This is a genomic window from Thermoactinomyces sp. CICC 10735, assembly GCF_016055175.1.
In the GTDB taxonomy this organism is placed as follows: domain Bacteria; phylum Bacillota; class Bacilli; order Thermoactinomycetales; family Thermoactinomycetaceae; genus Thermoactinomyces; species Thermoactinomyces vulgaris.
The window spans coordinates 302,897-314,798 of the sequence record NZ_JAECVT010000003.1; the positions used below are offsets into that span (position 1 = coordinate 302,897).

Consider the following 11,902-nt stretch of genomic DNA (forward strand, 5'->3'; position numbering starts at 1 on the left):
TTAACAAATTTTTTCCCCTTTTTCATTTGGCTTTCACCGCCGGGGAGAGTAAAAAAACATCCGGCGTATGCGCTTTACTTCACCAGCTCTTTTAAGAATCCGTAGAAACGACGGGCCAGTTTCTTGCGGTCCCCTTCCCGGTCAATATATTCGCGTCCCCGCTTCCGGATGGCTTCCCTCTCTTCAGGAGTCAGGGAACGCACTTTTTCAATGGCCTCAGCCAACCCTTCCGGGTTTTCCGCTCCCGCAAAGAAACCGACTTGATTCTTTTCCACAATCTCCCGGACTTCCCCGTCAACGGTAGTGACGATCGGCAGGCCGATGAATGTGTAGTCAAACAATTTGTTGGGCCGGGCGCCACGGAAAACCTCGTTGTCAGCCAAAGAAATGATTCCGCAGTCAGCCGCCTGGGTATAGTCAAAGATCTCCGATTTGGGCACCGGGTCCAACAAATGAACGTTATCCAAGCCTTCTTCTTCTTTTAATCGAAGCAATTTTTCCTTCTCCGGCCCGTCTCCGATCAAAACGATGGAAACCCCCGGTTTTAAATAGCGGCCTGCTTCCACCACATGTTGCAGTGCATTGGCCGGACCGTGTGCCCCGGTATAAATGGCAACAAACTCATCTTCCTTCACACCCATCCGTCTGCGGAATTCAGTCCGTTTGGACGGGTCGGGTTCCCAGGAGCCGACCACAATGCCATTGGGAATCAACCGGATTTTATCGGGATCAAACCCTTTGTCTGCGATAAATTTGCGCTGATGTTCCGTCAACACGATAATCTGGTCGGCTTTTTCATACAAAAACGATTCCATCCAAGTCAAGATCCGGACCACCCATTTATTGTTCAAACCGCCCATTTTTATCAGCGAATCCGGCCACAAATCACGCACTTCCAAAACAAACGGACAACGCTTTACTTTTGAAAGCATCCATCCGGCAAACGCCGTGAACAAATGGGGAGAAGATGCAATCAACACATCTGGCTTCTTTTTGAACAAGCCGGCCAGAAAAAAAATGGCAGCAAAACTTCCCATATTGAGAATCCGCTTGAAATCGTTGGTTTTATGCGGGAAGGACCACAGCCACTCCAGGTTCAGCCCTTTCACCGGTTCAATGTTTCGTTTTTCTTCCTCCGTGATAAATGTCCGGCGGGGGTGCACAAACTTGGACAAAAACAGAGTCACTTCCGCCCCTTCGCCATCCGCCCACTCTCTTGCCAGCTCATAGTGGCGGGTTATGCCTGCAATATTCGGTGGAACTGCATAATGATTCGCTAACCATATCCGCACGATCTTCACTTCCTTGTTTCTCACTTTTTTAATTTATGAAAAAAGGAAATCAATTCCTTTTGTAATATAAACGTCATTGTATTACAAAGTCTGAAATAAACTATCGTCAATGTAACATAATCATTCTGTGTTGGGTATCCTTTCGATTCCTTTTCGCAAAATAGTCAAGATTAAAACCGTTGATAAAAAGAGCCAGTTCCTTTTTCAGAACTGGCTTCATCCCTTCTTTATCCTATATCTTTGCCCAACTGTTCCAAAATTTTCTCCGCCGCATGTCCGTCTCCGAAAACCGGTTCCACCTGGTCAAAGTCCACTTCGAATTGTTCAACGGCTTCCAAAATCTTGCGGGAGTCCGCACCAACCAATCGATTGGCTCCCAGTTCAACGGTCTCGGTCCATTCCGTCTCATCGCGCATGGTAATGCAGGGAACCCTTGCAAACATGGCTTCTTTTTGGACGCCTCCCGAATCGGTTAAAATTTTCTTCGCATTGACTTCCAGCTGCAACATATCCAGATAGCCGACAGGTTCAATGCATTGGACGCGGTCGTTTTGAATGGCAAAACCATACTCTTTCAGTTTTCCGCGCGTTCTCGGGTGAAGCGGGAGAACCGCCGGCACCGGCAATTCATTGATCGCTTTTACAATTTCATGCAACCTTTTGGGATCATCCGTGTTTTCCGCCCGGTGCAAAGTGATCAAAATATAGCTTCCGGGTTCCAATCCGAGTTTTTCGAGCGCACCGGCTTTTTCCTCCGCCAGACGGCGGTTGTAAAGCACGGCATCCAACATCACATCGCCGATCAAATGGACACCTTCGGTGATCCCTTCCGTTTTCAAATGGTTGACCGCCGTTTTCGTGGGACAAAACAACCATTTGGAAACATGGTCGGTCAATACCCGGTTAACCTCTTCCGGCATCCGTTTGTTAAAACTTCTCAGCCCTGCTTCCACATGAGCAACCGGAATATGAAGCTTGGCAGCCGCCAGCGCCCCGGCCAGGGTGGAATTGGTGTCTCCGTAAACCAAAACGCAATCCGGCTTTTCAGACAAAAGGACTTCCTCGATTTTGCCCAGCATTTCACCAGTCTGCCGGCCATGCGATTTGGAACCGACATGCAAATGGTATTCGGGCACGGGAATATGTAATTCATCAAAAAATACATCCGACATGGACTGATCATAATGCTGACCGGTATGTACAAGAATTTCTTCGGCATGACGACGAATCACACGGGAAACCGGTGCTGCTTTGATAAATTGCGGTCTTGCTCCAACCACTGTCAAGACTTTCATTGGATAAACCCCCTGCGTGCTCTGAAATTTGGGAGATCCCATGGAATATGAAGTTATCATATCACAGCATGGTCCAAGTTCAATCTTCTTTTATAAAAACATCATAAAAGCAACAATCCCCCCAAGCAAGGGGGGATGATTTCGCAGTTTGGATTTTTATTCGGGTTCAATCAAGCCGACCTTTCCATCTTTTCGGCGATAGATCACATTTATTTCATCCGTGACTGCATTGGTATAGACGAAGAAATTGTGTCCCAACAGCTCCATTTGCAAAATCGCTTCTTCGGTGTCCATCGGTTTCAACTGAAACCTTTTCACCCGGACGATTTCATCGTCTCCTTCTTCTTCATCGGTCAATGCGGTCATGGTGGTTCCCTTTTCTAAAGCGTTTTCTTTTAACATGTTACGAAAGCCTGACTCGCGGCGGGAACGCCGGTTGATTTTGGTTTTGTATTTCCGGATCTGTCTTTCCAGTTTTTCCATTACCAGATCCACAGAGGCATACATATCTTCACTCAGTTCTTCGGCCCGGACCAAAAGTCCCGGAAACGGGATCGTCACTTCGACTTTGTGCATATCTTTTAAAACATTCAGGGAAACTTGTGCCTCGATTTCAGCGGAATGATCAAAGTACCTTTCCAACTTGCTCAACTTACGTTCGATAAAGTCTCTCAAAGCGTCTGTAACTTGTAAGTTGTGACCGCGAACGATACATTTCATGGGGAAATCCTCCTTCCGCTTTGTACTTTATCTATTCCCTGATTTTTAAAAAATTCCTCCAGTATTTGTTACAATTAATATAAGGTAAATATTGGATGTTTTTAATTTTCGAAAAGATCCGGCCGCATGCCACAGAAAACACAAAAGCTCCCCGGAGGAAACCTCGAGGGAGCTTTATTTTCGATTTTATAAAACGTTAACCTAATTTAACAACGTTCGCAGCCTGTGGTCCACGCGAACCCTCCACGATTTCAAATTCAACCAATTGACCTTCTTCCAATGTTTTAAATCCTTCCATTTCAATCGCGGAATAATGGACAAACACATCGTCCCCGCCTTCACGCTCGATGAAGCCGTAACCTTTCTCCGCGTTGAACCACTTGACTTTGCCTTGCATGAAAAATACATTCCCTTCTTCAATCAGATTGCACAAGACATACATCTTACGCCATTTAACTATATCATTTGTCTAAAAATACTGTCAAGAAGACCCTTTTTGAATCATAAAACCTTGCTGAGAAAATTTTTTAATCTTTCGTGCCGGGGATGAAAAAAGATCTCTTCCGGACTGCCCGTCTCCAAGACTCTTCCTTCGTCCATAAAGACGATGCGGTCGCTGACTTCACGGGCAAATCCCATCTCATGGGTGACGACGACCATCGTCATCCCTTCACGGGCCAAGCCTTTCATCACTTCCAAAACTTCTTTCACCATTTCCGGATCCAAGGCGGAAGTGGGTTCATCAAACAACATGACTTTGGGCTCCATGGCCAATGCCCGGGCAATGGCAACCCGTTGTTTTTGCCCTCCTGACAGTTCACCGGGGTAACTCCCCGCTTTTTCCTTTAATCCGACTTTGTCCAATAACGCATAAGCTTTCGGCTCGATTTCTTCTTTTTTCATCTTCCGGACACGAATCGGAGCCAAAGTGATGTTTTCCAACACACTCAGGTGAGGAAACAGCTCAAAATGCTGAAACACCATCCCCACTTCAGCCCTCACCCGGTTCACATCGGTACCGGGATGCGTCAAATCTTGTCCGTTTACAATCAACTTGCCTGAAGTAATGGTTTCAAGCCGGTTCAAACAGCGCAACAACGTGCTTTTGCCTGATCCGCTCGGACCAATGACACAAACAAGTTCTTTTTCATTTATCTCCAAATCAATCTCTTTTAATACATGATACTGACCATAAAATTTATCCAGTTTTTCTGTCCGGATCATCCTGTCATCATCCCTTATCCGTTGAAGTCCGTCAGGCATCACATGCATGCCTTTGAAACGGCGCAAACGAACCGATCATAAATTTTTTTGTGCCACGGACTAACGTTTGCTTGTCCGAAACCGTTTTTCCAAATAAGAAACCCATTGCGTCAAAAGCGTTGTCAACACGAGGTACACCAATCCGGCCGTGATGTAAGGGGTCCAACGGACAAATGTGTTTTTGGCCGTCACGAATGCCGCATACGTAATATCATTGACGGCAATCACGGTCACCAAGGAGGTGTCTTTTAAAAGGGTGATCATTTCATTTCCGAGCGGCGGCAACATATTTTTAAACGCCTGAGGCAACACCACAAACCGCATCGCTTGTGGATAAGTCATGCCCAGCGAACGGGCCGCCTCCAACTGCCCTTTATCCACAGACTGAATGCCGCCGCGAAAAATCTCCGCAATATAAGCTCCGGCATTCATGGAAAAAGCAACGAATCCGGAAATGACGGCTTCGGGCGGATCCATGAAAAACATTTCCGCCAACGTGGGCAAAACGGCAAAATGGAAAAACAAAATCTGCAAAAAAAGCGGGGTTCCGCGAAACAGATGGACATAAACCCTGGCAGGAATCTTGAGCCATTTCTTCGTGGAAATCAACATCATCCCCAGCAATACCCCGATCACCAATCCAATGGCCACCGCCACCGTGGTTAATTCGATGGTCGTGATCAACCCCTGGATAAATAAATCTTTATATTCTATGACAACCGACCAATCCCAATCCATCATTTATCCACAATCTCCTTCTCCCTGTCCACAGTTATTCACATAGTTATCCACATTATCCACAAAATTAAAAACAGGCTCTTTTCACAACTTACCCACAAGTTATCCACAGATTTATTTCACTTATCCCCAAAATATTTGGCATAAATTTTGTCATAAGTTCCGTTTTGTTTAATCTTTTTCAGCCCGGCATTCAACTGGTTCAACAATTCCCGGTTTCCTTTTTTCACAATCATCCCGTAAGATTCCGACGGCATCGACGGATCTTGAACCGTTTTGAATTGACTTTTTCCCAGCTTTTTGAGATATTCCGCATTCACCGCTTCATCCACCACCACCGCATCAATGCGGCCGAGCTTCAAATCTTCCACCGCTGAAGAAATCACGTCATACCGTTTCAATCCCGGATAAGTGTTTCCAAATGCTTTTTGCACCACTTGTTCCCCGGTTGTGGACGATTGCACCCCGATCTTTTTCCCTTCTAAGTCTTTCAATGTTTTGACCTGGGAAGCCGACGGAACCAAAATCACTTGTTTCGCTTCAAAGTAAGGTTCCGTAAAATCATAAATCTTTTGGCGCTCCTTTGTGATGGTGATTGCAGAGATCCCTGCATCCAACCGGCCTCTTGCCACACCGTTTAACATGACATCCCAGCCGACATGTTGAAAGTCCAGTGAAAGGTTTTCCGCTTCGGCCACAGCCGACAAAATTTCAGCATCAAAACCGGTGATCTTCCCGTTCCCTTCCAACTTTTCAAACGGAGGAAATTCAGCATTGGTTCCCACTTTGATGTCATTTTCTTTTTCAGCCGGACTGCCGCAACCGGCCAATAGAAACAAAGAAGAAACCAAAGAAAGTATAATCATGCAAAAGCGCATTTTTCCCACACCCCTTCCCAAACCCTTTATCCGCTAAAAACGTATAAAATTTAATCATTTCCTTTGAAAAGATTCGATTTAATTATACATATTTATCTATATTTATTCAATCCTGGCATGAATGCAAATTCAGGAAGGCGGAAATAAAAAAAATCACCCGGGGCTCAGCGCCTCAGGTGATTCCGTAGGGACGAATTACTGATTGATCAGTTCTTTCAATTGTTTTCCGGGTTTAAAAGCCGGGGCTTTTCTTGCTTCGATAAACATTTCTTCTCCGGTTTGCGGGTTTCTTCCTTTGCGTGCCGCATATTCACGGACTTCAAAGTTTCCAAATCCGATCAGTGTGACTTTATCTCCGTTTTTCAATGCTTCCGAAATGGTTTGCAAAACGCTGTCGACGATCATTCCTGCCTCTTTCTTCGTTTTGCCCGTTTTTTCAGCTACTTTTTCCACTAATTCCGTTTTGTTCATTTTTCAACGCTCCTTCATGATTACTTGATTTACATTGCTATCTACAAGAGTTGACCACTTTTTTCTATTCTAATACTTTATCTGGCAAATGTAACAGAGAAAACTTCTTGAAATCCCGCATTCCGCAAAACTTTTGCACACTCTCTGACCGTGGCGCCGGTGGTGTAAACATCATCCACGATCAATACCGACCGTTTCCGGCCCTTTTGCGCTTGCCTTTGATCCGCCAACTGAAAAACGCCATTTATGGAATGAAGCCGCTCACGGCGAGTACGCCTGCTTTGCGGAGTGGTTTCCTTTACTCGTTTCAATAAAGGATGTACCGGGATCCACAATTTTTTCCCGATGGTCAAAGCCAATCGTTCCGCTTGATTAAAGCCTCGCTGTTTTTGCCTTTCGCCATGCATCGGAACATAAGTGATCACCGAAACGGCTTTTCTCCCGTAGTGTTCCCGGATCACTTCCGCCATCCACTTTCCCATCGGCACCGCCAAGCTTTCCTTGCCGCCATATTTGAATGTCCACATCCATTCCCGGACCAAAGGGGAATAGGAAACAGCGCTGCGATTTACGACCCGTTCACCGGGGGGTATTCGCAGACAATCTTCGCAAATCTTTCTGTTGAATACCCCGGGGCTCATGCAAATGGAACAATACGGCTTTTGAAGCACTTCCGCTTGCTCCAGACAAACCGGGCAGATATGATCCGATACAGATACGGGGAGTGCCCTTTGCACAGGAGACGAGCAAAACCAGCAAGTACGAAAAGCCGGAAACAAAGATGACCACCACTTCACCTCTGATTATACGCTCCTTTTTCAGCAAAATCCTTCTTTTTCAGCAAAATGATTCAGCCACTTTATTTTTTTCAATGCTTGTTTCTGTGCCATGGTTTTTTCCTCTGACAAAAACCAAACCACTCCCTTTTGGTACCCGGCATTTCTCCCGACGCGGCCGGCGATTTGCACGAGGGTTGCTTCGTCAAAAACCGGATGATCTCCTCCCATGACGAGCACATGGCAACGCGGAACGGTCACGCCCCGTTCCAAAATGGTGGTGGTCACCAAAACGATCCACTTTCCTTCGCGGAATTCCCGGATCTTTTGCTCACGAAAAGGATCGCGGGCATGAACGCCCCCGGCTCTGGCAAAACAGGAAGGGGCATTTTTCTTTAACCATAAAAGCACCAAGCGGACATCCCGAACCCTGGGCACAAAAATGAGAGCTTGTCCCCGGCATTCATCCAGTTGTTGCAAAAAACGGGTCAAGACGGCAACCGGTTTCCCTTTGCTGATTTTCGTCCATAACCGGCTCTCCAGAAACAGCTTTGGAAGCGGAAGTGGACATCCATGATACCGGGCCGGCAACATCACAGCGGCCAGACGACCTCTTTTGACGGAGTCCTGCCAATAAACCGGCGGTGTTGCGGTTAACAAGACTTGTTGCCCATCCGGGGCCATCGCCCGGTGCAATCCGCTTTCCAACGCAGGATCGCCATCAAGTGGAAAAGCATCCACCTCATCAATGATCATCAAATCAAACGCATGATGATACCGCCACATTTGATGGCAAGTGGCCAGCACAAGCGGGGAAGAAAGCCACCGGTGCGGGGATCCCCCGTACAAAGCAACCGTTGCCGGGAAAAATTCCCGCATCCGGGGGTACAACTCCAACACGACATCTTTGCGCGGCGTCGCCCATAATATCCTTTTCCCGCGATCCAGCCATTTTTGAATCACCGGAAACATGATTTCGGTCTTTCCGGCTCCGGTGACAGCCCAGACCAATACCTTTTTTTCCTGATTCTCAAGAAGGGTTTCGATCCGGGAAGAAGCCCGTTGCTGGTTCAAGGTCAAAGAAAACGCCGGATCCTTGCATGCGGGTTTTGCCGGTTGATTTGCCTCCGGTTCAAACAAGAAAAAAGGGGTGCAAGCACGGCTGCGCCCCATCAAAAGGCAATGTTCACAAACCGCACACTCGCCGCCGCATGACGAACAAACCGTCGCTTTGATTTCCTCCCCCTGATGACGGCATCGTTCACAACGCCATCTGCGTACCGAACCCAGCTTGATCACGCCCGGTTTCAATTGACATTTTTGTTCTAGGATCAGGATTTGCAAGGCTCTTTTTATCGTTTTCAAATCCATGCCCGACATATGTTTCTCCACCAGGTTTTGGACTTCCTGCCACAACAACGCTCTCCCGGCAAGAACCGGAAAGAGCCGGTCCGCTTGATCCATCCATGCCGGAAGTTCATGGCCAACAGGCATGGTAACGGGTTCCGGTGATTTTTCTTTCCTTCCCCGGGCCAAGGACCAGGCTTCCCGGATCGAACGGGTCCAATGCACCTCCGCCAATGTCTTCCCCCGCTTCTTCCAATACCAGAAATCCACTTCCACTGCCAGGCTGAACCGCCCCTGTTTTTCCCCTTCCAGACGATAAAAATAAATTTCCAACTCCATCACTTCCCAAAAATGAATCAGGCCGGATCAAGGCCTGATCAAATCAAGCGGATCCTTTTTCAGATTTATCCGACGAATCCACCTCTCTCAAGTCCATCACAATCAGTTTTCCGCTGTTTTTCTCTTGGGATTGAAGCCAGCGATAAACCGCTTCATCTTCATCGAAACCGGTATGAAGCCGAATCACTTCCAATGTGGGAAAACGTTGTTTCAACCGGTTTAAAATGAACAGGGTGTCATCCTTGGAACCGGCATCCAGGCAAGTGATTTGCCCCGGCTTTCCCTGTGAACCGTTCCATGCATAATAAGAACGGATCATCCACTCGACTTCGTGTTGGCTGTTTTTTGTAATGATCACCAGATGAACGGCTTTGTTATGGTAATAGTTGCCCAAATAGCGGGAAAGACCCTTTACCAGGAAATAGAGGGCAATGTACAAAAAAACGCTCCACAAAATCCACTCTCCCATACAAAACGCCCCTCCTCAAAAAGCATCGTATGGCAAAAAGGCAGGGACTGTGACCATTGCCGGGATATTCGTCATATCAATTGAACCCATCCGTATCTCATCGCCATCAACACCGCTTGCGTCCGATCCTGTACATTCAATTTATACAAAATATTACTCACATGGTTTTTTACCGTCTTTTCGCTGATGTACAGATGCTCACTGATCGTCCGGTTATTTTTTCCCTGTGCCAATAGTCTTAAAACTTCCATTTCCCTTTCGGTCAAAACTTCTCTCCAAGAGACCTTGGGGACGGTCATGTAATGATAATAAATCGCCCCTTCCATACGGCTCAATCTGCGAAATTCATTGACCAGACTTCCCATCATGACGGGATGGATATAGACGCCTCCGTGGGCAATGACACGGATCGCATCGACCATCGTCCGGATTTCGGTATCTTTCAACAGGAAACCGGACGCTCCGGAACGAATCGTTTCCAACACATAGGGATCGGCGTGATCGGATAAAATCATAATTTTTGTCTGCGGGCTCATTTTCCAAAGCCGGTAGGTGACCTCCACTCCGTCCACCCGCGGCAAATATAAATTCATGACGACAACATGCGGGTTCAATGTTCCACAGGCCAAAGGAACCTCGTTCCCTTCGGATGTTTCGCCAACGAGCAGCATATCGCTTTCCCGCTTTAAGGCCTCTTTAAGCCGGTCACGAAATCGGGTGTCCTGATCGGCAATCATGATCCGGATCGGAGAAGGATGTTGTGAAATTTCCGTATTTTCTTCTACTTCAGCCCGCTGTTTCTCCAAGGAAATCGCCTCTTTCTCGCAATATTGCCTCTATTTAAATTTTACCATGAATAAAATCAAGATGAAATAAGATGTCCATCATTTAAAGACAATCCTTCACTTCAAAAGAGAACGCACATCTTTTTCATCACCGGCCGAACGTTTCCTTGTATGCCGGAACCAAACAGCCAAAGCGGCCGGTTTTTTAAAATCCATAAAGAAAAGAGTTTGCGCCTGACGGTCACAAACTCTTTTCCATTCTTTATCATAATCCGGCTTCTTTCTTCAACACATCCGCCAGGTCGGTGCGCTCCCAAGGCAAGTCGACATCGTTCCGCCCGAAATGGCCGTATGCAGCTGTCTGCCGGTAAATCGGGCGACGCAAATCAAGCTGCCGGATAATGCCGGCCGGGCGCAGGTCGAAATGTTTTTCCACCAGTTTCACCAGCGTTTCTTCATCCACTTTTCCCGTGCCGAAGGTGTCCACACGAATGGAAACCGGACGGGCCACCCCGATGGCATAAGCCAGCTGTACTTCACATTTGTCGGCGAGTCCGGCGGCAACGATGTTTTTCGCCACGTAACGTGCTGCATAAGCTCCGGAACGGTCCACTTTTGTCGGGTCTTTACCGGAAAATGCCCCGCCGCCGTGCCGGGCATATCCGCCGTAAGTATCCACGATAATCTTCCGTCCCGTCAGGCCGGCGTCCCCTTGCGGACCCCCGATGACAAAACGACCGGTCGGATTGATGAAGGTTTTGGTTCGCTCATCAAACATTTCACCCGGAACAACCGGAAGAATCACATGTTCCATCAGATCTTTCTTAATCTGTTCCAATGAAACATGATCCGCATGTTGTGTGGATACAACAATGGTATCGATCCAGACCGGTTTATCATCCTCATACTCAATCGTCACTTGCGTTTTTCCATCCGGACGAAGGTATGGAAGCGTGCCATCCACCCGGACTTCATGCAAGCGACTCGCCAGTTTGTGTGCCAGCGAAATGGGCAGCGGCATCAATTCTTCCGTTTCATTGCAGGCAAACCCGAACATGATCCCTTGGTCGCCGGCCCCAATGGCTTCAATTTCTTCCTCGGTCATGGAACCTTCCCGTTTTTCAAGGGCGACATCGACACCCATGGCAATATCGGGCGACTGCTCGTCAATGGAGGTGAGCACAGCGCATGTTTCGGAATCGAAACCGTATTTTGCCCGGGTATAGCCGATATCTTTGATCGTTTGGCGAACAATTTTGGGAATATCGACATAGCAAGAAGTTGTAATCTCACCACTGACCAACACCAAACCGGTTGTCACTGAAGTTTCGCAAGCAACCCGCGCATTAGGATCTTTTTCCAAAATGGCATCCAAAATGGCATCGGAAATCTGATCGCAAATTTTGTCCGGGTGACCTACCGTGACGGATTCAGAGGTGAAAAGGCTGCGTTTTGTTGCTGACATTCATTCTCCCCCTATCTACCCTGAAACTGCAAACAGAAAAAGCCCTTCCTTCGAGGAAAGGCTT

13 protein-coding genes are annotated in these 11,902 nt (G+C 47.3%); all 13 read right to left on the reverse strand.

The features are described 5' to 3' along the window. Nucleotides 1-74 precede the first annotated feature (74 nt). Nucleotides 75-1,292 (reverse strand): glycosyltransferase family 4 protein, encoded by a 1,218-nt coding sequence (locus I8U23_RS13730; protein ID WP_037997702.1) that lies wholly within the window; start codon nucleotides 1,290-1,292, stop codon nucleotides 75-77. Between the two features lie 227 nt (nucleotides 1,293-1,519). After that, nucleotides 1,520-2,587 (reverse strand): non-hydrolyzing UDP-N-acetylglucosamine 2-epimerase, encoded by a 1,068-nt coding sequence (gene wecB / locus I8U23_RS07770; protein ID WP_037997700.1) that lies wholly within the window; start codon nucleotides 2,585-2,587, stop codon nucleotides 1,520-1,522. 156 nt (nucleotides 2,588-2,743) lie between these two features. Beyond that, nucleotides 2,744-3,307: a ribosome hibernation-promoting factor, HPF/YfiA family gene (hpf, locus tag I8U23_RS07775; protein WP_037997699.1), complete on the reverse strand. Its 564-nt coding sequence runs from the start codon at nucleotides 3,305-3,307 to the stop codon at nucleotides 2,744-2,746. Nucleotides 3,308-3,503: 196 nt separating this feature from the next. Continuing rightward, a complete protein-coding gene (locus I8U23_RS07780) occupies nucleotides 3,504-3,704 on the reverse strand; it encodes a cold shock domain-containing protein (protein WP_037997728.1) in 201 nt (66 codons plus the stop codon). A gap of 104 nt (nucleotides 3,705-3,808) precedes the next feature. Beyond that, nucleotides 3,809-4,531 (reverse strand): amino acid ABC transporter ATP-binding protein, encoded by a 723-nt coding sequence (locus I8U23_RS07785; protein ID WP_037997697.1) that lies wholly within the window; start codon nucleotides 4,529-4,531, stop codon nucleotides 3,809-3,811. Nucleotides 4,532-4,630: 99 nt separating this feature from the next. Further along, nucleotides 4,631-5,311, reverse strand: coding sequence for an amino acid ABC transporter permease (locus tag I8U23_RS07790; RefSeq protein ID WP_037997694.1), 681 nt, complete (start codon nucleotides 5,309-5,311; stop codon nucleotides 4,631-4,633). Nucleotides 5,312-5,427: 116 nt separating this feature from the next. Beyond that, the gene (locus tag I8U23_RS07795) at nucleotides 5,428-6,186 is read right to left on the reverse strand and encodes a basic amino acid ABC transporter substrate-binding protein (RefSeq protein WP_037997692.1); all 759 of its coding nucleotides are present in this window, start codon (nucleotides 6,184-6,186) and stop codon (nucleotides 5,428-5,430) included. A 195-nt stretch (nucleotides 6,187-6,381) separates the two neighbouring features. Then, nucleotides 6,382-6,657, reverse strand: coding sequence for an HU family DNA-binding protein (locus tag I8U23_RS07800; RefSeq protein ID WP_037997689.1), 276 nt, complete (start codon nucleotides 6,655-6,657; stop codon nucleotides 6,382-6,384). Nucleotides 6,658-6,734: 77 nt separating this feature from the next. Further along, a complete protein-coding gene (locus tag I8U23_RS07805; protein WP_131470895.1) occupies nucleotides 6,735-7,454 on the reverse strand; it encodes a ComFC family protein in 720 nt (239 codons plus the stop codon). A gap of 21 nt (nucleotides 7,455-7,475) precedes the next feature. Further along, on the reverse strand, nucleotides 7,476-9,113 hold the full coding sequence (locus tag I8U23_RS07810; RefSeq protein WP_049720686.1) for an ATP-dependent helicase ComFA: 1,638 nt from the start codon (nucleotides 9,111-9,113) through the stop codon (nucleotides 7,476-7,478). A 49-nt stretch (nucleotides 9,114-9,162) separates the two neighbouring features. Further along, the gene (locus tag I8U23_RS07815) at nucleotides 9,163-9,588 is read right to left on the reverse strand and encodes a glycosyltransferase family 2 protein (protein WP_049720687.1); all 426 of its coding nucleotides are present in this window, start codon (nucleotides 9,586-9,588) and stop codon (nucleotides 9,163-9,165) included. A gap of 71 nt (nucleotides 9,589-9,659) precedes the next feature. Further along, on the reverse strand, nucleotides 9,660-10,394 hold the full coding sequence (locus tag I8U23_RS07820) for a response regulator transcription factor (RefSeq protein ID WP_049720688.1): 735 nt from the start codon (nucleotides 10,392-10,394) through the stop codon (nucleotides 9,660-9,662). A 244-nt stretch (nucleotides 10,395-10,638) separates the two neighbouring features. Next, nucleotides 10,639-11,838 (reverse strand): methionine adenosyltransferase, encoded by a 1,200-nt coding sequence (gene metK, locus I8U23_RS07825; protein WP_049720689.1) that lies wholly within the window; start codon nucleotides 11,836-11,838, stop codon nucleotides 10,639-10,641. Nucleotides 11,839-11,902: the final 64 nt, after the last annotated feature.